The 21,028-nt window shown below is 55.0% G+C and carries 19 protein-coding genes; 11 read left to right on the forward strand and 8 right to left on the reverse strand.

Annotated elements, in window-relative coordinates:
- Nucleotides 1–26: 26 nt before the first annotated feature.
- The 4 genes from H8B13_RS02715 to H8B13_RS02730 all read right to left on the reverse strand — a co-directional run bounded on the left by H8B13_RS02715 (nucleotide 27) and on the right by H8B13_RS02730 (nucleotide 4,314).
- Complete coding sequence (locus tag H8B13_RS02715) at nucleotides 27–1,382, reverse strand: DUF3808 domain-containing protein (protein WP_187309278.1); 1,356 nt, start codon at nucleotides 1,380–1,382, stop codon at nucleotides 27–29.
- Between the two features lie 246 nt (nucleotides 1,383–1,628).
- Complete coding sequence (locus H8B13_RS02720) at nucleotides 1,629–2,378, reverse strand: zinc ribbon domain-containing protein (RefSeq protein WP_084447055.1); 750 nt, start codon at nucleotides 2,376–2,378, stop codon at nucleotides 1,629–1,631.
- On the reverse strand, nucleotides 2,368–3,468 hold the full coding sequence (locus H8B13_RS02725) for a Nif3-like dinuclear metal center hexameric protein (RefSeq protein ID WP_187309279.1): 1,101 nt from the start codon (nucleotides 3,466–3,468) through the stop codon (nucleotides 2,368–2,370). Before H8B13_RS02725 ends, H8B13_RS02720 begins: the two co-directional genes overlap by 11 nt.
- A 165-nt stretch (nucleotides 3,469–3,633) precedes the next feature.
- Entirely contained in the window at nucleotides 3,634–4,314 is a 681-nt protein-coding gene (locus H8B13_RS02730) for a uracil-DNA glycosylase family protein (protein ID WP_187309280.1), read from the reverse strand.
- A gap of 106 nt (nucleotides 4,315–4,420) precedes the next feature.
- Between H8B13_RS02730 and lpxK the strand changes: the two genes are divergently transcribed.
- From lpxK to H8B13_RS02745, 3 genes are read left to right on the forward strand one after another with little or no spacing between them, the layout of a single operon-like run.
- On the forward strand, nucleotides 4,421–5,476 hold the full coding sequence (lpxK, locus tag H8B13_RS02735) for a tetraacyldisaccharide 4'-kinase (RefSeq protein ID WP_187309281.1): 1,056 nt from the start codon (nucleotides 4,421–4,423) through the stop codon (nucleotides 5,474–5,476).
- Nucleotides 5,477–5,507: 31 nt separating this feature from the next.
- Entirely contained in the window at nucleotides 5,508–7,478 is a 1,971-nt protein-coding gene (locus H8B13_RS02740; RefSeq protein WP_187309282.1) for a putative porin, read from the forward strand.
- A gap of 3 nt (nucleotides 7,479–7,481) precedes the next feature.
- The gene (locus tag H8B13_RS02745; RefSeq protein WP_187309283.1) at nucleotides 7,482–8,090 is read left to right on the forward strand and encodes a tRNA-(ms[2]io[6]A)-hydroxylase; all 609 of its coding nucleotides are present in this window, start codon (nucleotides 7,482–7,484) and stop codon (nucleotides 8,088–8,090) included.
- Nucleotides 8,091–8,196: 106 nt separating this feature from the next.
- Here the strand turns inward: H8B13_RS02745 and H8B13_RS02750 are convergent, their stop codons facing one another.
- On the reverse strand, nucleotides 8,197–10,080 hold the full coding sequence (locus tag H8B13_RS02750; protein WP_187309284.1) for a glycoside hydrolase family 2 protein: 1,884 nt from the start codon (nucleotides 10,078–10,080) through the stop codon (nucleotides 8,197–8,199).
- Nucleotides 10,081–10,627: 547 nt separating this feature from the next.
- On the opposite strand from H8B13_RS02750, the gene H8B13_RS02755 reads away from it, so the two are divergent.
- Complete coding sequence (locus H8B13_RS02755; RefSeq protein ID WP_187309285.1) at nucleotides 10,628–10,939, forward strand: hypothetical protein; 312 nt, start codon at nucleotides 10,628–10,630, stop codon at nucleotides 10,937–10,939.
- A gap of 95 nt (nucleotides 10,940–11,034) precedes the next feature.
- On the opposite strand, the gene H8B13_RS02760 is transcribed toward H8B13_RS02755, so the two are convergent.
- On the reverse strand, nucleotides 11,035–12,312 hold the full coding sequence (locus H8B13_RS02760) for an asparagine synthetase B (protein ID WP_261990199.1): 1,278 nt from the start codon (nucleotides 12,310–12,312) through the stop codon (nucleotides 11,035–11,037).
- A 279-nt stretch (nucleotides 12,313–12,591) separates the two neighbouring features.
- Between H8B13_RS02760 and H8B13_RS02765 the strand changes: the two genes are divergently transcribed.
- A complete protein-coding gene (locus H8B13_RS02765) occupies nucleotides 12,592–13,836 on the forward strand; it encodes an ABC transporter permease (RefSeq protein ID WP_187309286.1) in 1,245 nt (414 codons plus the stop codon).
- 94 nt (nucleotides 13,837–13,930) lie between these two features.
- Here the strand turns inward: H8B13_RS02765 and H8B13_RS02770 are convergent, their stop codons facing one another.
- On the reverse strand, nucleotides 13,931–14,254 hold the full coding sequence (locus H8B13_RS02770) for a hypothetical protein (protein ID WP_187309287.1): 324 nt from the start codon (nucleotides 14,252–14,254) through the stop codon (nucleotides 13,931–13,933).
- A gap of 224 nt (nucleotides 14,255–14,478) precedes the next feature.
- Here H8B13_RS02770 and H8B13_RS02775 point away from each other — a divergent pair, with 224 nt between their 5' ends.
- Both H8B13_RS02775 and H8B13_RS02780 read left to right on the forward strand, forming a co-directional pair.
- On the forward strand, nucleotides 14,479–15,519 hold the full coding sequence (locus H8B13_RS02775; RefSeq protein WP_187309288.1) for a DUF1259 domain-containing protein: 1,041 nt from the start codon (nucleotides 14,479–14,481) through the stop codon (nucleotides 15,517–15,519).
- Nucleotides 15,520–15,694: 175 nt separating this feature from the next.
- Nucleotides 15,695–16,330, forward strand: a complete 636-nt coding sequence (locus tag H8B13_RS02780) for a helix-turn-helix transcriptional regulator (RefSeq protein WP_187309289.1) — start codon at nucleotides 15,695–15,697, stop codon at nucleotides 16,328–16,330.
- A 118-nt stretch (nucleotides 16,331–16,448) separates the two neighbouring features.
- Here the strand turns inward: H8B13_RS02780 and mtaB are convergent, their stop codons facing one another.
- Entirely contained in the window at nucleotides 16,449–17,780 is a 1,332-nt protein-coding gene (gene mtaB / locus H8B13_RS02785) for a tRNA (N(6)-L-threonylcarbamoyladenosine(37)-C(2))-methylthiotransferase MtaB (RefSeq protein WP_187309290.1), read from the reverse strand.
- Nucleotides 17,781–17,942: 162 nt separating this feature from the next.
- Between mtaB and H8B13_RS02790 the strand changes: the two genes are divergently transcribed.
- From H8B13_RS02790 to H8B13_RS02805, 4 genes are read left to right on the forward strand one after another with little or no spacing between them, the layout of a single operon-like run.
- The gene (locus tag H8B13_RS02790; RefSeq protein WP_187309291.1) at nucleotides 17,943–18,398 is read left to right on the forward strand and encodes a thioredoxin family protein; all 456 of its coding nucleotides are present in this window, start codon (nucleotides 17,943–17,945) and stop codon (nucleotides 18,396–18,398) included.
- 5 nt (nucleotides 18,399–18,403) lie between these two features.
- Complete coding sequence (locus H8B13_RS02795) at nucleotides 18,404–19,486, forward strand: FAD:protein FMN transferase (RefSeq protein WP_187309292.1); 1,083 nt, start codon at nucleotides 18,404–18,406, stop codon at nucleotides 19,484–19,486.
- Nucleotides 19,483–19,716, forward strand: coding sequence for a DUF4266 domain-containing protein (locus H8B13_RS02800; RefSeq protein WP_187309293.1), 234 nt, complete (start codon nucleotides 19,483–19,485; stop codon nucleotides 19,714–19,716). Before H8B13_RS02795 ends, H8B13_RS02800 begins: the two co-directional genes overlap by 4 nt.
- A 20-nt stretch (nucleotides 19,717–19,736) precedes the next feature.
- Nucleotides 19,737–21,011, forward strand: coding sequence for a DUF3570 domain-containing protein (locus H8B13_RS02805; protein ID WP_187309294.1), 1,275 nt, complete (start codon nucleotides 19,737–19,739; stop codon nucleotides 21,009–21,011).
- Nucleotides 21,012–21,028 lie beyond the last annotated feature (17 nt).

Here is a 21,028-nt window from a genome sequence, read left to right on the forward strand (position 1 = left end):
AAGTAAGGGTCGTGAACGCTTGTGTTTTAACCTAGTTCCGCCAGAGCTACTTTGGCCTTCATATCTGTGCTGTTTTTGTACTCGTGCTTGGGATACTGGAGCGCCTGCCGAAAGTATTTCCGAGCAAGCTCCGTCTGACCTGCCGATTGGTACAAATATCCTAGTTGCAAAGCAGCCTGGGGGGCAAAATAGTAGGGTGCCTGGCCTTTAGATAGCGCAATTGTGCGAGCGTAGAAGTACCGGGCCGAATCTAGTTGGTTGAGGCCATGATAGGCACGGGCGCGGCGGTAAGGCGCTTCTAATTGGTCGCGTAGCGTTCTTTTGTTGGTAGCACCAAACGATTTAAGTGTTGTGAGAGCTTCCTGATAATAGCCGCCATCGAGTTGAAGGCGGGCGCGAGTCAGGATGGGATGTAGGGGGCTTTTTTCCTCAAAAAAACGTTGCGCATAGGTGTCTTCTTCAACGATGGTACGGCCGCTGGCGGCTATCTGCTGGCGGTAATGGTCAGCAGTCGGGTGTTTGCCTCCGAGCCAGGCAGCAAGATAAAGCTTGAAAGCAGCCGCCTTCCTGTAGTGCTGACCGCGGTAGAGGTGTAAAAACTTCAGGTTTTCGCGTTCGGAAGCGGCAAACTGACCCTGATAAAGCAGCAAGTCGGCCGCCATATGGTGTAAGTAGGCCACAGGCAAATAGCTCGGCCCCGTGGGGCGCGCCTGGAAAGCAGCCAGGGCGCGGTCAGTATGATGCAGCTTCTTGTTCTGGCTGATAACCAAGAAGGTGAGTAGTAAATTGTCTGGCTGTTGGGTGGCTAAACGCGTAACTAGCTGCGTCGTTTCGTTGCTTCGCCGATAGTAGGTTTCTTCCACTAAGGCTAGAATAAGCTGGCTTTCCAACTGAAAATCGTGGGGCCGCTGCGCTGCTGCGCGTAAATGCTTCAGGCCGGTATCTACGCTACCACTTAAGCCTAGCAGTCGCAAAAACCAGCGGTAACCCTCAGGCAGGGAGCCGATTGCAAACTCCAACATACCCAATGACTTGCGAGCGGGCAGAAAGCTTGGGTAGCGCTTCGCAACCCCCTGCATCTGCTGGTACGCCTGCCGCAGGTTCCAGGCTCCTTGAACCTCATGTTCAAAAACTACCTGTAGCACGGCCTGATGAAGGCGAAGCTGGGCGCTGGAATAGTCACGCAGTGGGCTCTGGGGGGCTTTTTCTAACGTTTCCAGGCGCTGGTCCTGAGCTTCCAGCACAGCAGAATAGCGCTTTGCATCCTGGCTGATTAGTATTTCCACCATCTCTAAACAATCAGTTACCAATACAGTGCCGGCGCTGTTTGGGTCTTCGGAACGAAGTAGGGCACGGGCGGCGGGCACGCGCAGCTTTACCACTTCAGCGTACGCACGGGCTTGCGAGGGTGTCAGTGAAGAGCTTGGAGCCAGTGTGAACGCCGATGGCTGTAATGGCTCGCAAAGACAGACATAAAGGTTGGCCACCAAGAACAGCAGGACTAAGACTAGCCGCTGTGCTCCGCTGCGTAACCAAATATGCTTCTTCGCTGAAAATTTCATGGGTACTCCAACAAAAAAGGAACGACTTCTGTCGTTCCTTTTTCAAATCAATTGAATAATAGCGAATTAAGCAGCTTTCAAGTCTACATCAGCCAGAACCCGTCCGCAGTGCTCGCACACAATGATCTTCTTGTGCGAGATGATGTCGGCCTGGCGCTGAGGGGGCACCGTGTTGAAGCAACCACCGCAGGCATCGCGCTTTACCGTCACCACGGCGAGGCCGTTGCGAACGTTACCGCGAATACGCGTGTAAGCCATAAGCAAACGCTCCTCGATTGGCTTTACGGCACCATCGCGCTCCGTCATAAGCTTTTTCTCGTCGGCTTCGCTTTCCCCTACAATGGTTTGCAACTCGCCTTGCTTGTTCGTTAGGTCTTTGCGGCGCTCATCGAGGCGCTGTTTGGTGCCGGCGATGTCGTTGTTCTTTTGCTCAATCTGGTACTGAGCTTCTTTTATCTTCTTCTCTGAAATCTGAATTTCAAGGCGCTGCAACTCAATTTCCTTGGCAATTGCCTCGTACTCACGGTTGTTACGCACGTTCTGCTGCTGCTCCTCATATTTGCGAATGAGGCCTTCAGCGTCTTTTGCAGCCTGCTTGCGCTGCTTGATCTGGTCATTAAGGCCCGAGATTTCCTCGTCGAACTTGCCTACACGCACTTCATAGCCGATAATCTCATCTTCTAAGTCACGGACTTCCTCAGGCAAGTCGCCGCGCACGCGCCGAATTTCATCGAGCTGCGAGTCAATACGCTGTAGGTTTAAAAGGGCCTCCAGCTTGTTGGCAACGGGGGTTTCCGCGGTAGGGTTAGAAGTCATAACGGACGGGGTTGGTGAGGGTCTCTGCGATTAAGACCGCAAAAGTACTCGAAAACGTTGAGGTTAGCAATTCCTGAAATAGCTCACTAGTGAATTGTTCGCTCTCAAAATGACCCACATCGCAAAGCAGCAAATCGCCCTCAGGGCCAAAAAACTCATGGTATTTTAAATCGCCAGTTACGTAAGCGTCGGCGCCGGCTGCCCGGGCTTTGTTTAAAAGAAAACTGCCGGCTCCACCGCACAACGCAACGCGGCGGATAGGCCGGTCAAAATCGGTGTGCTTTACAACGGGTACGCCCAGAATAGTGCGTAGCTGCTGCCGAAATGCTACCGGGGTCAGCTCCTGGGGCAATTCGCCTAGCATACCAGCGCCTACCTCCTGGTTTTCGTTTTCAAGCTTCACTATTTCGTAGGCGACTTCCTCGTAAGGGTGAGCCTGCCGGAGCGCCCGCAGCACGTTTTTTTGCTGGTGTAGCGGCAGAAGTACTTCCAGGCGCTGCTCGGCAGTGGTTTCGGGCTGGCCTGGTTGCCCTTGGAAAGGCTGGGTAGCAGATCCGGGAGTAAAAGTGCCCACGCCATCGGAGCGAAAGCTACAGTCAGAATAGTCACCGATTTGGCCGGCTCCGGCTTGGTAGAGAGCTTGCAGAACGGTCTCCGTATAAGTTGGCGGAACGTAGGTGATAAGCTTGGCCAGATTGCCGCTGGTGGGGGCCAAAATGCGTAGATTCTGCAAGCCAAGCTTTTCACCGAGCTTACGATTTACGCCGTGACGCACGTTATCGAGGTTGGTGTGGGCGGCGTAAATGGCGATGTTATTTTTCAGCGCCTTTAATACGGTGCGCTCTACTTCGGTAGCGCCGGTCAGGCTTTTGAGGGGGCGAAAAATGACGGGATGATGAGCTACAACCACGTTGCAGTCTCGGCTCAGCGCTTCGTCAAGAACGGCGGGAGTGCAGTCGAGCGCAATCAGAACGCCTGTTATTTCCGCTTGAGGATCACCGCATTGCAGGCCAGCATTGTCATACGATTCCTGGTAGGCGAGGGGTGCGGCCGTTTCGAGGGCGCGGGCAAGGTCAGCGACGGTAGGCATTTTGGTTAAGCAAGAAATGAAGAAACGAATTGAAGAGAACCCAAAAGAGCGGCATGCTGGATCTGGCGTCCGCTTGTTGAAGCATCTCTACTATATAACTGACCTCAAGGAAGCGGGAGAGATGCTTCGATTCCTCAGCATGACAGACGTAAGTATAGGCTTTGTTTACAAGGCGATTGCACCCGTAAGTACATTCACATAGCGAGCTACATGCGCTGCCAAATCTCGCCGTTTATACTGCATCAGATAGCGCGGGTGGTCCAGAATATGAATCTGGTCGAACAGCTGCAGCTCCCGGTTCCACCGCGTAAAGTATTCCCCGTTCCGGCGTCCCAAACAGATAGCTACGTCGCGGCGCAGACCCACATCGTGCACTTGAAGCTGCAAAGAAACACGGATGGCTGGATCCAGCGCGGCGGTCAGGGTGGGCGAGTCGTAATAGTTGTAGTTGCGGCCCTCCCGCAATAAGACCAAGGGGTAGAGTGAGCCCAGATAAAAGTTGTCGAAGAAAACCGTCGGGCCGCCTATAGCCCTGATTACTTCGTGTATAAACTGACTTGATGGCTCGCGTTGTTGAGGCAGCTCATTTGGAATTTCGCAGGCGGTTAAGGCTACCGGATCAGTGAAAGCTACGCCGGTGCGGCCATTGCCCAGCCGGCCCGGATTAATGCCCAGCAGTGCCACCCGAGGACGATTGTCGGCGTAGTAGCGGCTGGCAAATTGAGTGAGCAGCGCCTGGGGAGTCTCCTCCTGGTAAGGGCTGAAAGCCAATACGTCATCAGGCAGCATAGTGGGCAGGGGAAAGCTGGTCAGAAAATGCAGAAGGCGGTTGCCGAACGTAGACATAGTAGCAGAACAGTTATCTGTGCATACGTACGACTTGCCTTAAACAGTAAAAGTGGCGTACTCTGCATTTCCGCGTACTTTTGCCCCCCAAGCTCTATTATTCTCCATGCCACCTTTTCTGGTCTTGCTGCTGCTCCCGTTTGCCTGGCTTTATGCCGGGGTGATGGCAGTGCGCAACTGGTTGTATGATAGAGGATTTAAATCATCATTTGCTTTTGAAACTCCGCTGATAAGTGTCGGTAACCTGCGCGTGGGGGGCACCGGCAAAACGCCTCACGTAGCCTGGCTAGTGGCTGAGCTACAAGCGCAGGGGGCAAAACCGGCCATTCTGAGCCGGGGCTACGGGCGTAGTACCAAGGGCTTCCGTTTAGCCGATGCTGCCGCCACTGCCGCCACCATCGGCGACGAGCCCTTGCAGCATTACCAGGACTTTGGGGGGCAAATTCCGGTGGCCGTGGCCGAGGATCGACGGGCGGGCATCACCCAACTGCTGGCTGCTTGCCCTGACCTGACGACCATTGTGCTCGATGATGCTTACCAGCACCGACGCGTGCGCCCCGCGCTCAGCATTCTGCTGACCGAGCAGCAGCGCCCGTTTTATAGCGATTATGTGCTGCCCGCCGGTCGTATGCGCGAAAGCCGCGCCGGCGCTCGCCGCGCCGATGCCGTGATAGTTACGAAGTGCAGCGAGGCGCTAACCCCAGCCCAGCGTGAGGAAATAACCCGCAACATTCGGCACTATGCCAGGCCCAACGTGCCGGTTCTTTTTTCAACCTATGCCTACGGCGAGCCGGTGGCATTGGGCAGCCAGGAAAAGCCCCCCGGCACCGATATCGTGCTGCTTACGGGCATTGCGCAGCCCGAACCACTACGGGAGTATCTGGCGGCGGCTGGCTACCGTATCAGGCACCACGCCAGCTTTGGCGACCACCACGCTTTCACCGCGGCCGATGTAGCGGCCGTAGCTGCACAATTACAACCCGGCCACTGCGTTTTTACCACCCAGAAGGATGCCGTGCGCTTGCTCGAGCCTGGCTTGCGAACAGCGGTAGCGCAGTTGCCTCTCTTTTACATCCCGATTACCGTACAGTTTCTGGCCGATGACGCCACCCGGCTGCGGCAGTTGCTTTCTCCCTACTTTCAGCCCCAAGCTGTTGTCTGACTTTTCGCTGTTCTCGCTTTTCTCTACGTCTGTGCCCCACTGTTCGGTGTCTGTCCGTGTGCTGCCAGCCAGCCGGCTCTTTCGCTGGCTTACGGGGCTATCACTGCTGCTGGGGGGCTTTTTTGACCCGCTCACCTCGCAGGCCCAGGTTGTCGACGATACCACCAAAACACTCTACGGCGCCAAAACCACCCTCGTCATTCGCGAGGCCGACGTGCTGCGCGAAAAGCACGAAGGTCGCATGGTAGATACCACGCTGGTTGGCATGCAGCAGGCCCGCAACTGGTACCACGACAGCACTTTTCAGCAGGACCTGGGCAACGGAGGCACGGCCTCGCGCCGGCTGCTTTGGGAGCCGAATACCCAGCTGGGCGCGCGTCTGGGCCGCAATGTGTTTGATAAGTACATGCGCAACTCGGCCACCATTCCATACTATGATACCCGCTCGCCCTACACGTTTTTTCGCTTTGTGCAGGGCGGTACCGGCGAGCAGGTATTTGAGCTGTCGTACAGCCGCAGCATTAAGCGCAATGCTAATGTGGGCTTCGCTTACGAGCGATTTTCTTCGAACAAGATCTTTACGGACGTAGGTTCGGAGGGCCTGACCAAGCACTCAGGTGTGCTGTTTTTTGTGCGCTACCAAACCACCGACGATCGGTATCACCTGCTCTTCAACGTGAATACCGCCCGCCATGAAGCCATTGAGCAGGGCGGTATTGTACCCCAGCCCGAGGATATCAGCGACGATAATCGCATCCTGACCCAAAACCTTTTGGAGTACGATGATGAGCGGGTATGGCTGACCCAAGCCCGAAACCGCGACGACCGCGACCGTATCCATCTGGCCCAGACCTATCGGCTGCTGGGTAAAGGGCTCACGGCGTTCCACGTGATGGACATAAGCCGCCAGACCAACCGCTACAACGACGACGCCATTCCGCGCGGCCCCACCGATCCACTCTACTACCCGCGCACCCGCCTGAGCCCCAACGTTACGAACGATCGGGCGACGTTCGAGCAGGCCGAGAATAGCGTTGGGGTGCTGGGAGCCACGAAGCTAGTAGAATACCGACTGTATGGTCGCCACCGACTGGCGCGCCTGTCGGCCAGCAGCCAGATTGAGGAAAGTGTACAGGAAGATAATGTGCCCATACGCACCTTCAACCAGATATTTCTGGGGGGCAATGCAGCATTTAAGTACCGCATATTTGGGGTAGAAGCCGCCGGAGAAATCAAAGTGCCGGACATTTCGGCGCCCGGCGAGGCGAGTCGCGTACCCGAATATTGGGGAAAAGCAGCCGCGCGTACCGGCCCAATTACGGCCGAGTTTTACAGCGCTTCTTATGCCCCAACGCTCACGGAGCGAGAGTTCAGCGGCAATCACTACGTGTGGAACAACTACAGTCGTTTCGAAAATACCTTTGTCAATCAGCTTACCGGTCGCCTCGATCAGACACTAGGAAAGCAGCGGCTGCAAGCGTCGGTGGCGGTGGCCAATATTTCGAGCCTCGTTTACTATAACCAGCAAGCGGAGCCCGCTCAGCTCTCCGACGCTCTGCAATTGGTTATCGTTGGGGTGCGGCACCGCTTTCAAGTCGGCAACTTCTTTGCCGACAACCAGGGCACCTACACGCTGGGCGGCGACCAGGAAGGGTTGCGCATTCCCAGCTTAGTGGCCAATGCAAAGGTGTACTACCAAGGCTACATCTTCAAAAAGGCGCTTTTTGGCCAAATTGGAACGGAGTACTATTACCAGTCGCGCTTTCGGGCCTACGATTATAGCCCCAGTACGCAGCAGTTTTTCGTGCAGGATCAGTTCAGAATTCGGCGCTACTCCTTGCTGGATGCCTTCGTGAACATCGATATTCGTACCGTGTCGGTATTCCTGAAAATGGCTTATCTGAACCAGGGTCTGCACCGCAACGGTTATTTCACCACGCCCTATTACACCGGGTTGCCGCGCCGCTTTGAAGTGGGCCTGAAGTGGCAGTTTTTTGATTAATCCATGGAACAAGAGCCGAAAGAAAAAACCATCCTCAAGCTCAAGCTGAATACCGACCCGCGCTGGGTGGATATCGCCAGCAAGAACATTGAGGATATTCTCGTCGACCATGCTTATTGCGAGCAGAAGGCGGCCAGTACGGGCATCAGCCTGATTGTAAAGTATCCCGAAAAAACGCGGCTGGTCGATGAGCTGACTGAGTTGGTAGCCGAGGAGTGGTCTCACTTCGAGCGGGTGCTGCACGAGCTGCGCAAGCGTGGCCACGAGCTAGGGCGTCCGCGCCGCGACGAGTATGTGGTGCAACTCATGGCCCACGTTCGCAAAGGCGGCGCCCGTGAACGGCAGCTAATGGATCAGCTGCTGGTAAGCGCGCTGATAGAAGCGCGTAGCTGCGAGCGGTTTAAGCTTTTATGGAAGCACATTCCGGACCCCGAGCTATCGAAGTTTTACTACGAGCTAATGGTATCCGAGGCTGGTCATTTCGTCAGTTACGTGGAGCTTGCCAAGGAATATTGCGACAAGCAGGAGGTAGATGTGCGCCTGCAAGAACTCCTAAAGATTGAAGGCGAAATCGTAACCAACCTCCCCGTGCGCGACGACCGGATGCACTAACATTCGACTTTGGTAACTGCCGCGTAAAGTTTAATATGGAGGTAAGAACTGAATAACCAGCAAAAAGCCCCCCAGGCGACGTCTGGGGGGCTTTTTGCTGGTTATGCTAAGAGGTTCTCGGCTCGGTTGGTTTGGGCTGACCTTCTTGTTCCTCTGAGTGAGAAGCCAGCAGGCCCGGCGGTACACTCAACTCACCCGTTTGCGGATCTATAAGGCCATTGCGCTCCTCCTCAATATTGGTAGCCTGGGTATAGACATCGCCGGCAATTGGCCGCGCACGCAATTCGCGTTTGAAATCGCGAATACGCTCCGTGCGCTCATTCGCGTCTTTGGGGCCACCGTAGTCGGGGAAGCCGAACCCACCCCACTCGCTGACGATAAGTGGCACCTGGCGACGGTAGAAAAATGGGTCGCCCACGACAAGTGGAAAGGCAGCCGTGCCTTCCATTTCGCCCGCTACAAGGCGGTCGAGCAGCTCGCGCCAGCGGTCTAGGTCGGGAGTGTAGAGGTGGGCTGTGAGCAGGTCGGACTTTAGGCGGCCCGTGTGCGAGATATGGTGCCAGCCATCGTTATCGACCACCAGAAACTGCGGGTGCGCAATTTGCATATAGTGGTACATATCAACGATATAGGACCGCGTTTCAGGGTTGGTAGCAATATCCTGTGCGCCCCAGTCTTCGTTATACAAGCTCCAGATAACGACGGAAGGGTGCGTTTCAATAAGCGCGACCATCCGCAGCAGCTCAGCCTGGTGGTTTTGGCGGCTGCGTGGGGTAGAGCTGTGAGGACTAGGTACTTCCACCCAAAGCAGCAAGCCCAGCTCATCGGCCAGGTTATAGATGCGCGGGTCGACACCGGCGATGTGTACGCGCACCAGGTTGCAGCCCAGCTCCTTCATGGCGTACATGTGCTTGCGCATCTCCTCATAGGTAGCCGTACCGGGCTGGTATAGAATACCATCGAGGTAGATGGGCTGGTTATTCAGGTACACGTAGCGGCCCCGAGCTTCTATTTTGCGCAGCCCGAAATACGTCTCAATTTGAGCCGTGTACTGCTCAGCGTCAATAAGTTGGGCTACGATGCGATACAGGTGAGGCGAACTGGTTGACCACAGCCTCGCTCCGGGCAGCTCCAGCACTACTCGCTGCGATTTCTGGCCTGCCTCTAAGCGCAACGGAAAATCAGAGGTAGCCAGCGGAGCGCTATCATCGGCCGCATCGCGCTCGAACACCTTGAGGCGCAGGGTATAGCAGCCGGGGTCATGAACGCGAGTGGTAAAATTGAAGCGAACCAGCTGGTCTTCCACGATGCTCACCACACCTACGCGGGAGCGAAGACGGTTGCGCTCCACTACTTCCAGCCATACGCTGCGCACGGCCCCAGTGTAGGTTTGGTACCAGATACCGCCGCGCTTATACACATGCGATTCCTGCTTGCCGCGTGGGGTCTCGGCATCCATTGTGTCGGCAATGCGCACGGTGAGGCGGTTCACCAAGTGTAGGTTTTCCTGGCGCAGCTCGTAGGAAAACGACGTGTACTCGCCGTAGTGCACATCTTCGCCCTCAATGGTGCGGAGCAAACGGCCATTTAGCCACACCCGCGTTTCGTAGCCGCAGGCCCCAAACGTCAGCTGAAGCATAGTGCGCGACTGTTCCAAAGACTCGTCCAGTTCTGGCAACGTGAATTCACGCTCATACCAGGCTACTATTTTGTCGTGCCAGCCAGCGGAGTGGGGGTGCTCTTTCGACTCCACCATGTGCTCTTCAATAGAGCCTGGCCATTGAGCCGTGTGCTTGTAGTCGTAACCCAGGTGCCAGCCGTCGCGCAGGCCCGCGTCGGCCTCGTCGATAGCAAAGCGCCATTCGCCGTCGAGCAGAGAATAGGAGTTAAATCGTAATACCGCCCGGGGCAGGGGGTTGGCGAGGTCTTCAGGCAGGCGGTCTTCTTCTTTGCTGACCGAAAAGCCGTAATTGGAATGATCAAGATCCATACGGACGGGGTTAAGGGTAGTCGGGGCGTACGCAAATAGAGGGCGAGTGTAGGCAGGGTTTCGGAATTTGCCCCCCAAGACCTCCATACGGCCTAATTCGTTTCGTGTATGAATTTACGGCAAAGAACCCGGGCTTTCGCGCAAGCTTGTCTTCTGGCGGGTACAGTGGAGCCTAGCTTAACATTACAAAACACCTGAGAGATTAATGTGAAAACATAGAGGCACACTGTTTGCAGAAATAAATTAAATTTCACTGAAGTCATTTCAACAGATACTTCAAGATAGACAGTAATTTGTAAGTAACTGATTTGAATATTTTTGTGACAACTGGATAATGCGCATATTTATAGCCATGAAAAGCATTTGTACTCTCGTTTTGTTGTTTTGCTCATCCTTGGCCTTCTGTCAGACAGCAGCACCAGCCACTACTTCCACGCCCGCGCCTTCGGTTAACTTTTGTGGACAGAATCTAGAAGTCACCGAGGGCTGTACAAGTACAAGTCCGTACCAGATAAAATGCGATAAATACGACATAACCTGGATGTACATGGATTACGCAGTCATGAAAACGGCGCCGGAGGAATTTGCCAAGCAAATGAAGCGGGAACATAAGCGCACCGACATGGCCCCCTTTGAGTGCTACATATCCGGTAAGCCTGCTAAAGGCTTTAAGCTGAGCTACATGACGGATGCGGGGGGCATGGCCTACCAGCTCATCGTGTCGGGGGTGGCCAATGGGCAGCCGGTACTCGTGCAGCTGACGCTGGACATCGACCCGTATAAGAACGAAGACATCCCGGCGCTGCCCCGTCAAATCGTGCAGCTTACCCCAACTACCCAGCTCACTACCGCGAAGTAGAAACAGCGTAATATATATTAAAAAAGCCTCCCAGAAGTTGTCTGGGGGGCTTTTTGATGTCTGAGTTTTCGCTCATCGTATCGGGTATATATTTCTCAGGTCTTCTGCTTTTTCTTCTTCGCGGCCGGAAACAGAATGTTGTTCAGAATGAGACGGTAACCGGGCGAATTGGGATGCAGAGCTAGGTCAGTGGGCTCTTCTTCTACCAAGTGCTGGTAGTCTTCGGGGTCGTGGCCGCCGTAGAACGTCCAGGTGCCTTTGCCCAGCGTGCCGTGCATGTAGCGCACCTCATTGGACTGCTTGTTTTCGCCCATCACGATGACGTCGGACTTCACCAGGCTTTTGCGGAAAGCGGTGGTTTGGCCCATAAAACCCTTCACCGTTTTCTCATGGTTCTGGGTGAGCATGGTAGGCACCGGGTCGTATTTGGCGGAGAAGGTGAAGAGCTGAAAATAGTCGTTGTCTTCGTATACCCCGCGCTCATAAGGCTGCATATCAATGCTGGAATACTCGTACTGATACGGGTCGCGCACGAGCTGGAAATCCTTGAAAGCCAGCGTGCGGTTGAAGTTGAGCTTGCTTTGAGCTGTAGGATCGGCGGGGTCGCCGTCGTACATGCTTTCCACCATATCCAGGCCGAGGCCGGCCAGAGCTATATCATAGGAGTCGGTGGCCGAGCACATAGCAAACAAAAAGCCCCCCCCGGCAATGAATTCCTGCATTTTTACCGTTACGGCGCCTTTCATCTGGCTCACTTTGGCGAAGCCGTTACGTTTGGCCGCTGCTTCCGAATCGCGCTGCTGCTGCTGATACCAGGGGCGGTTGCGGTAGGAGGCGTAAAACTTGCCATACTGGCCCGTGAAATCTTCGTGGTGTAGGTGCAGCCAGTCGTACTTGGGCAGGTCGCCGCGTAGCACTTCGTCGTCGTAAATCTGGGTATAGGGAATCTCGGCGTAAGCCAATACCATCGTCACGGCATCGTCCCAGGGCTGCTTGTCCTTGGGCGTGTACACCGCAATTTTGGGCACTTTCTCCAGCTTCATAATGTCCATATTGGCATTAGGATCAGCTATTTCCTGCAAAATATTCCCGTATTGGGCCGAAGAAATTACCTGAAAGCTCACCCCGCGCACGGTCAGCTCGTTTTCGATGCCCGGCGCTACGGCACAGGAAAAAGCCCCCCCGCGGTAATTGAGTAGCCAATCGACCTCAACCTGCTTGCTGAGCAGCCAATAGGTGGCGCCGTAGGCTTTCAGATGCTCTTTCTGCGCCGCGTCCATCGGTATCAGAATCTGGTTGGCCCAGGCGGCCAGCGGTGCCCCCAGCCACAGGGCTGCCAGCAACAGCAGAAACGAAAAGCGTTTTAGTAGCATCAGATTCTTAAAGTCAAAGAGTGAGCAGACATAATACCAGACATATAACTGGGATAGGCGGATAACGATTAATAAAGCAAAGACGGATAAGGAATAGAAAAATTCACCGCTTGTCAATGATTTAAAGGTAGGAAAACCCCGACGGAATCTGCCCAAAACCGGCTAACTTGCATCACCAGGCATCGGCCCAAATCAAGGCTGCCAGCTTATACAGGCCGATTTGAAAGGGTTTTTTCCTCGGTCTTCTTCTTTTCGTCTTGTCGCCATCAGGCCGCTATTATGCACTTGCTAGAAAACATCCGCGAGGCTTTCCGTTCCATCAAGAGTAACCTGCTGCGCACCGTGCTCACAGCCCTTATCGTGAGCATCGGTATTATGTCGCTGGTGGGGATTCTCACGGCCATCGACGCCATTAAATCGTCGTTGACCAATACGTTTGCCAGCCTGGGGGCCAATTCTTTTGAGATGACGGCCAAAGGTTACACCAACCGCTTCCGACGTGGGGGCGTGCAGGGACGTACTTATCCGGCCATCAGCTACTTACAGGCTCGCCAGTACAAAGAGCGCCTCGGCGACGATGCGCAGGTCGGTATTTCTGCCTTCATTACCGGCGCGACCGAAGTAAAAGCGGGTGGCCTCAAAACGAACCCCAACATGCAAGTAGTAGCCGGCGACGAGAACTATCTGCGCATTCAGAGCTACAACCTGGAGGATGGTCGTTCGTTTTCTCCTTCTGAACTGGAGGTAGGCGCCAATGTGGCCATCGTGGGCACCGAAATAAAGGAAAAACTTTTCCCCGATCAATCCGCCATCGATCAGTACGTGTTCTTTCTGGGTCAGCGCTTCCAGATAATCGGACAACTCGAAGCCAGCGGCAGCGGTATGGGCGGTGGCGGTGGTGCCGACCGGCTCGTGCTCATCCCCTTAATTACGGGCAACCAATTGCCCCGGCAGCGGGCTCTCACCTTCGACATCAAAACTGCTACCACCGACCCCGATAACCTCAACTTTATTATGGGGCAGGCGACCGGCATCATGCGCGCCGTCCGCGGCGACCGGCTCGGGCAGGAAGATTCCTTTGAGCTGGAACGCAGCGACTCCGCCGTGGCTACCCTCGATAGTTTGTCGGGCAACCTGCGGATGGGGGGCTTTATTGTGGGCTTTATCACGCTGCTTGGCGCCAGTATCGCCCTCATGAATATCATGATGGTATCGGTGACGGAGCGCACCCGCGAAATTGGGATTCGGAAGGCGTTGGGTGCTACAGCCCTTCAGATTCGCCAGCAGTTTCTCATTGAGGCCATTGTGATATGCGTGATGGGCGGCGCTTTAGGAATTGTGCTAGGCGTGGCTGGTGGCAACGCTATTTCCCTCTTTATTCCCGGCGGCGGCGCATTTTTGGTGCCTTGGCTGTGGATGATGATTGGCTTGGTAATCTGTGTGAGCGTAGGCCTAGCCTCTGGTTACTATCCCGCCAGCAAAGCCGCCGGTCTCGACCCAATCGAGTCCCTCCGCTACGAGTAAAGCGCAGTTCCAGAGTCACGGATTACAGCTGCCACAGATAAGAAGCCATAGGCCGGCAGCGACACTGCAGTTCCCTGATTGAAAGGCTATCGGGTTAATAGATTTTGCCCCCAGACCAGGAATCAGGCAAGTGAATCCGCACGGACCGTTTGCGCACATTCATTACTATTGCCACTCGCTCTGAACCCGCTGTGTGCTCCACTACCACTGCGTCAGTCGACTGATTAAAGCTCTGCACTGCCCCACCGCGTAAGGCCGGGCAGGCGCGGAATAATTGGCGAAAAAACTGCGTGGCGGAAGGCGAGCGAGTCCAGAAAATAGAGCGCTCGAGCTCACCTGTTAGCACCGAATCATCTACCTGTTGCTCTAAAAGCAATAATGCAGTGCCTAAGTAGGAGAGAATCCTGCGCTGCTTCACGCACAACTAATGCGGTTGATCTCACCAAGACTGCCGATTTTCTAAAACTGCGTCAAGAAAAAGGCGTTATATCATACTGTGTGTAAAGCCAGTAGGAGAAGAAAGTGGGAAGTAGCGTCGGCTAAAAGATGGATAGAAAACCCAATCGAAAGACGAGATTCTACGTTGTGAATTAGTGACTTTTACGGCTTACGTTGGGCACTGTATTACATAAGAACACTACTATGTCAGACCCTTCTTTCTCCCGTCGCGATTGGCTCAAAACCACCGCTCTCGTAACCACCCCATTATTACTGAGCCCATTCACTACGCTTGCTGACGTTAGTCCGATAGGCAAGACTCCACCGCTAAGTGCTGCCGAAATTGCGGCGATTGAGGCCACAATGGGTAAAAAAGGGGTGTACACAGAGCCTCAGGCCACGCTTAGCATTCCTTTGCCACGCAACGATTTGAAAATAACCATCAAGGGAGAGGCAATACCTATTGCATTTGGTTTTGGCGGCTGGGTAGCTATCAAGCATACACTCGACGGCAAATCAGCTATGCTTATGAGTGACACAGTGCTCTTGCAAGAAGAAGTCAATCCGCTGATTTCCGCTGCTCACGCCAACGGGCTAGAGGTAGGAGCTATTCACAACCACTTTTTCTACGAAGAGCCCCGTATCTTCTACATGCACATTCATGGCATGGGCTCACCGGCTGAATTGGCTCAGAAGTTCGCCGCCACGCTTAAAAATTCAAAGCTGCTGCCGGCTAACCAACCTAAGCCTACTGCAGCCACTCAGCCCCAACCCGGTAACAACGCCACGCCCAGCGCTGCCGCTCCCACCGGTAAAGAGTTGTTTGATATTTCTGCGCTCGACCAAGTAGTAAAGTATCAGGGTGCCGTAAACGGGGCTACCTACAAGTACACTGTGGGCCGCGCCGATCTGCAGTCGGTAATGATGGGCACAGAAATGACTGCTGCAATTGGTCTGAATTCGTGGGCCGCGTTTGCTGGGAAGCAGGCCGACGCCCACATTGCGGGTGACATCGCTATGCTTGAAGCCGAAGTTAACCCGGTAATTAAGGCCCTGCGGGCGCACAACTTGGAGGTAGTTGCCGTGCATAATCACATGCTCTTCGACCAACCTCGCATGATGTTCTTGCACTACTATGGGCGCGGGCCTGCCATACAGCTAGCAACTGGCTTTCGAGCAGCCCTCGACCACTTGGGAAAAGGCAAATCCGCTGGCAAAGGAAGTATTGAAGGGATGAAACACTAAGGCTAATTCTCCTGCTCGATTAATTCCCCTGCTCGATTAAGGTGCATACCAAGCTTTCACCACCTTTTAATGAAAGCCTTGAGTGTAAAGTAGCCTTGTAGAATTAAAGCGATCTAAAAATGATATTACTCATTTGGTTATATATTGCGGCCTCTGCAATGATAACCTTTTGAACATGGCTATAAACACAACTGTTGGTCAGCGCTTTTCGGAATTCATTACCTACCTGGGTATTTCAAAAAACGCCTTTGCTGCTTCCTTGGATAAGACCGCAACCGTAATTCAGCATCTGGTAGATGAGCGCAATAAGCCTGGATTTGACCTTTTGTGTAAGGTATTTGAGGTATATCCAAATCTGTCAAAAGACTGGTTGTTGCAAGGCGTCGGGCCAATGATTGCTGACGAATTGGGAGCAGAAAATAGCAAGCCTATTCGTGGAGAAAATAACTCGTCAAAGCCTGCGCCTGCCAAAGAAAAGCCCCCCGTGGCTGCAGTCTCTGCTCCAGCCGCCATTTCCATTTCGAAGCCAGCAGAAGATATTTTTTCACCAAAAATGCAAGCTGTGCACGAGCCTACAGTTGCTAGCTCTGCTCCAGTTGCCGCCGCTTCGCAATTGCAAATGCCTGAGACAGCCGTAGCGGTTGTTCCAGTACCAACGCCTGCAAACTCTGTGGATACCAGCTGGCAAACCGCGCTCTATACCCAGCAAATGGCGCATCAATTGGCTATGGCTGAGATGCGCAATCAGCACTTACAAGAGCAGCAGCGCCTCATGCAGCAGATGCTGGACCTGATGCAGCGCAAAATGTAGCCGAGTCAATAGCTTATTCTGTATGCGAGTTATTGTAAGCTCATACTTATACAGCAAAAAGGCCCTGACTACATAGTCAGGGCCTTTTTGCTGTATAAGTATGAGCCAGATTAAGTCATTAGTGCTGCAAAACTTCGAAGCCAATTTCTTCGGCTTCCATTTGTGCTTGTGGATTAACAGCAGTGAGCCGGAGGCGCTTCAGTTCGCCAACGAGTATCGGATCATATTTGACGGCGACGCGAATATAATTTGGCGTGAAGCCTTCCATTACGCCGTTAGTCACATCGTCCTCGAAGAGCACTTCCGCTTCCTGCCCCACGTGCTGGGCATAGAAGTGTCGCTTTTTCTTCTCAGAAAGGCTGCGAAGCTGCGTGGTGCGCTCGTGGCGCACGCGGTCCTGCACGCGGCCCGGAAGAGTTGGCGCCAGCGTGTTTTCGCGCTCTGAGTAGGGGAAAACGTGCAGGTAGCTGATATCCAGATCGTTTAGGAACTGGTAGGTTTCCAGAAAGTCTTCCTCCGTTTCGCCCGGAAAACCCACAATCACATCGACACCAATGCAGGCGTGCGGCATGACTTCTTTAATGAGGCGCACACGATCGGCGTAGAGGGCGCGGCGGTACCGGCGGCGCATCAGGCCCAGGATCTTATCCGACCCGCTTTGCAGCGGAATATGAAAGTGAGGCATAAACCGCCGCGATTGGGCCACGAAGCGAATTACGTCGTCGGTGAGCAGGTTGGGCTCGCAGCTGGAAATGCGGAAGCGGTTAATGCCTTCCACTTCGTCTAGGGCTTGCACCATGTCGTAGAAATTCTCCAGCCGCTCCCGATTTTTCCCCTGCAGGCCAAAGTCGCCGAGGTTCACGCCGGTTAGCACTATTTCTTTAACGCCGGTGGTGGCGAGGCCCTGTACGCGCTCCACCACGCTCTGTACGCTGCCCGAGCGGCTGTTGCCGCGAGCCAGCGGAATGGTACAAAAAGAGCAGGAATAGTCGCAACCGTCCTGCACCTTGAGGAAAGTGCGAGTACGGTCGCCGAAGGAGTGGGCGGCGTGAAACTCAGTGGCTGCGCTGATGGGGCTGGCGTACACCTGCGCCTGGGGGGCTTTTTTGAAGCCGGCCAGAATATCCACCAACTGAAACTTCTCGGCCGCACCCAATACGGCATGTACGCCCGGAATCTCAGCTATTTCCTGGGGTTTGAGCTGTGCGTAGCAGCCCACAATAGTTACGAAGGCCTCCGGATTGTGCTTTAACGCCTCCTTGACCACTTTCCGGCACTTACGGTCGGCGTGGTCGGTGACGGAGCAGGTGTTGATGACGTAGATATCGGCCGCGTCCTCGAAGGGGACTTTACGGAAGCCGCGCTCCTCAAACTGCCGACCAATGGCCGACGTCTCGGAGAAGTTGAGCTTGCAGCCCAGCGTGTAAAAAGCAACTTTCTTAGTTTCCATACGAAGCCGCAAAGGTACGAAGGAACAGATGTTTTCCAGACTTGCTACCTCAGTGTGTATAGCGCCCAATTTATTTCCGCCATTTAATTAAACCTATCAGCCAGCAACAGTGTATGCTAAGTAATTTTAATCTGATTTTAATCTCAGCTAAAGCCCCCCAGCATGCGCTTATTACTTCTGCTTTTCGTCTTGGTAGTTGGCTGGGCAACGGCCAGCGCTCAGGTGCCCACCGCTACCTGGAATACCGATCTTGCTGGCGCTTTGCAGCAAGCCAAAGCCACCAACAAGCCCGTGTTGGCCGTTTTTTCGGGCTCCGACTGGTGCAAGCCCTGTATTATGCTCAAGCAGGAAGTCTTCGACCAGGCCGAGTTTCAACGCTATGCCCAAAATCGCTTCGTGCTGGCCCGCTTTGATTTTCCACGCAGTAAGAAAAATAAGCTACCCGCGGCGCAGATGAAAGCAAACGAGGAAGCGGCCGCTCTTTTAAATAAAGAGGGCTCCTTCCCGCTGGTCGTGCTGCTTTCGCCCGAGGGAAAGGTGCTGGCCAAGACCGGCTACCGCCCCGGCGGCGCGGCGGCTTACGATGCTTACCTCACACAGTTGTTGGCCAAAAAATAAGCCCCGTGCGCACCCTCCCAAAGTGGTTTGGTACCTTCCTGGCACGAGCCGCGCTCCTATTGGTGCTATTGGCTGGGGGGCAAATTTCGGCAACCACAGCGGTAGCCAAGCCCCGCAATTTCACCCGCTCGGCCTACCTGATGGGCTCGCACTTTACGTTCACGGCCGTTGCGGCGGATGATACGCTGGCGTGGCGCGCCATCCGGGCCGGCATCCGCGAAGCCCAGCGCATCGATCGGCTGTGCTCGTACTGGGACTCTACTTCGCAGATCACGCAAATCAACCGCCAAGCCGGTCTCCAACCTGTGGTGGTCGATCAGGAAGTGTACGACCTGATTGCGCGCACGCTTAAGCTTTCCGAGCTCAGCGGCGGGGCCTTCGATATCACGTTCGCCGGGGGCGAGAAGATCTATAAGTTCGACAAGCAGGAGCATGCAGCCCTGCCGGCGCCCGAAATCGTGAAGGCTTCGGTGGCGCGCATCAACTACCGCAAAGTATTACTCGACCCGGCCGCGCACTCGGTCATGCTACAGGACAAAGGCATGCGCATGAACCTGGCGGGAATTCTGCAAGGTTACGGTGTGCGCCGCGCCCAGGCCCTGATGAAACAGGTGGGCATTCAGGGCGGCCTCATCAACGGCTCGGGTGACGTGTCGTGCTGGGGCCGGCAGGCCGACGGCTCCTTATGGCGCATCGCCATCGGCGACCCGGCGCACCCGCAGTCGGTATCGTCGTGGCTTACGGTGACGGATGTGGCCGTGGTAACGGCTGGCAACTATGAGCAATATTTCACAGTGGGGGGCAAATATTACGGCCACATCATCGACCCGCACACCGGCTATCCGGCCACGGGGCTGCGCTCGGTCACCATCATTTGCCCCGACGTGGAGCTGGCCGACGGCCTCGATGAGGTGGTGTTTGTGCTGGGTCCGGAGGAGGGCTTGGCCTTCATCAATAAGCTGAAAGGCGTCGATTGTACCCTGATTACCAACGATGGCCGCACGCTGACCTCCAAAGGCATGCAGGTTAATTATTACAAGAACGCCGGCAAACCCACATCCGCCGTCATTTCCCCTTCGAAGCCATGAACTATTCTAACCTGATCCGGCTGGCGCTGGGGGGCTTTTTTCTGCTCGGCGGCAGCGCCCTGAACGGCTGCGTCTCGGTGGCTGCTTACCAGAAAGTATACCTCAACGACGAGGACATGCAACTGGCTAACAAGCGTATTCAAACCTACGAAACCAACTTTGAAAGCTACCGCGAAGGCGCGGGCGGCGCCAACGGGGGTAAAGTAGGGGGCGGCTGCGGCTGTAATTAATCTCTCATACTGCTCCACTTATGCCACGCCCCATTCACGTGTTCGCTTTTCTCTGGTCGGCTATCGCTTTGATGCCCCTACTGGGCTGGGCGCAGGCCACGCCCACGCCCAATCGGGTAGATGGCTATGGAGCCCCGGCTACCACCGCGCTTAGCCCGATCAATCCCAGCAACCACGGCGAAACCGAATTGAATATCCTGTCCAGCTACTACGCCCAGGACGGCAACCGTAGCGCCGTGGAGGGCGGCATCGGCACCCAGCAGCTAACCGACCTGACACCGACCATCATTCTGAACGTGCCTCTGGACTCAGCCACGCGTATCTCGGCCAACCTGGGGATGGATTATTACTCTTCCGCCTCCACTGATCGGATTGACCAAGTCAGTTCCTCGGCCTCGTCGAGCGACACGCGTTACCACCTCGATTTGGGCCTTGCCCGCCAATTGGCCGACCAGCGTACCATCGTGGGAGTTGGCGGGGGCTTTTCCAAGGAGTACGACTATACCTCCTTTAATGTAACCGGCTCCTGGGCCCGCGCCTCCCAAGACGGCAACCGGGAGCTGAGCGTAGCTGGCCAGGCTTTTTTCGACCGCGCTACGCTGATTCTGCCCGTAGAGCTGCGCGGCAATGGGGGGGGAGAGCACGGCTCGGGCTTCGACACGCGCCAGAGCTACAACCTGAACGTGGTGTATTCCCAGGTCATCAACCAGCATCTGCAAGTGGCCGTCAGCACGGAGCTGGTAGCGCAGCGCGGACTGCTGAGCACGCCGTTTCACCGGGTGTATTTTCGGGAAACCGGAGGCGAGTTCGGCACCGCCCGCACCGAGCTGTTACCCCGGCAGCGCTACAAGTATCCGGTGGGTCTGCGCCTGAACTACTACGCCACCGATCTGGTACAGCTGCGCGGTTTCTACCGGTTCTACAACGACAATTTCGGCATCCGGGCCCACACCCTGGAGTTGGAAGTGCCGGTGAAGGTGACGCCCTTCTTCGTGCTGTATCCCTTCTACCGTTACCACACCCAGACCGCCGCCAAATACTTCGCGCCCTACCTAGATCACTCCAGCAGCGACACTTATTACACCTCCGATTACGACCTGGCGGCCTTTTCTGCCAATAAGGTAGGGTTGGGGATGCGTTACTCGCCGGTTTATGGGATTGGCCGCTTCAAAACTCCTTTTGGCGGAGGAATAGCCAAGTTTAAAGCCTTGGAAGTGCGCTACGCTTACTATCGGCAAAGCGTCGGCCTGACGGCGAACCTGATCAGCGCCGACCTGTCATTTACCTTGCCTTAAAGAACAGGGATAAGTAG

It is taken from the genome of Hymenobacter sp. BT188, from assembly GCF_014333585.1.
Taxonomy (GTDB): Bacteria; Bacteroidota; Bacteroidia; order Cytophagales; family Hymenobacteraceae; genus Hymenobacter.

Bases quoted from the DNA above. Each gene is read 5' to 3' on its own strand.
- H8B13_RS02720 (WP_084447055.1), bottom strand. From the start codon at position 2,378: ATGACTTCTAACCCTACCGCGGAAACCCCCGTTGCCAACAAGCTGGAG.
- H8B13_RS02725 (WP_187309279.1), bottom strand. From the start codon at position 3,468: ATGCCTACCGTCGCTGACCTTGCCCGCGCCCTCGAAACGGCCGCACCC.
- H8B13_RS02730 (WP_187309280.1), bottom strand. From the start codon at position 4,314: ATGTCTACGTTCGGCAACCGCCTTCTGCATTTTCTGACCAGCTTTCCC.
- lpxK (WP_187309281.1), top strand. From the start codon at position 4,421: ATGCCACCTTTTCTGGTCTTGCTGCTGCTCCCGTTTGCCTGGCTTTAT.
- H8B13_RS02745 (WP_187309283.1), top strand. From the start codon at position 7,482: ATGGAACAAGAGCCGAAAGAAAAAACCATCCTCAAGCTCAAGCTGAAT.
- H8B13_RS02750 (WP_187309284.1), bottom strand. From the start codon at position 10,080: ATGGATCTTGATCATTCCAATTACGGCTTTTCGGTCAGCAAAGAAGAA.
- H8B13_RS02755 (WP_187309285.1), top strand. From the start codon at position 10,628: ATGGATTACGCAGTCATGAAAACGGCGCCGGAGGAATTTGCCAAGCAA.
- H8B13_RS02760 (WP_261990199.1), bottom strand. From the start codon at position 12,312: ATGCTACTAAAACGCTTTTCGTTTCTGCTGTTGCTGGCAGCCCTGTGG.
- H8B13_RS02765 (WP_187309286.1), top strand. From the start codon at position 12,592: ATGCACTTGCTAGAAAACATCCGCGAGGCTTTCCGTTCCATCAAGAGT.
- H8B13_RS02775 (WP_187309288.1), top strand. From the start codon at position 14,479: ATGTCAGACCCTTCTTTCTCCCGTCGCGATTGGCTCAAAACCACCGCT.
- H8B13_RS02780 (WP_187309289.1), top strand. From the start codon at position 15,695: ATGGCTATAAACACAACTGTTGGTCAGCGCTTTTCGGAATTCATTACC.
- mtaB (WP_187309290.1), bottom strand. From the start codon at position 17,780: ATGGAAACTAAGAAAGTTGCTTTTTACACGCTGGGCTGCAAGCTCAAC.
- H8B13_RS02790 (WP_187309291.1), top strand. From the start codon at position 17,943: ATGCGCTTATTACTTCTGCTTTTCGTCTTGGTAGTTGGCTGGGCAACG.
- H8B13_RS02800 (WP_187309293.1), top strand. From the start codon at position 19,483: ATGAACTATTCTAACCTGATCCGGCTGGCGCTGGGGGGCTTTTTTCTG.
- H8B13_RS02805 (WP_187309294.1), top strand. From the start codon at position 19,737: ATGCCACGCCCCATTCACGTGTTCGCTTTTCTCTGGTCGGCTATCGCT.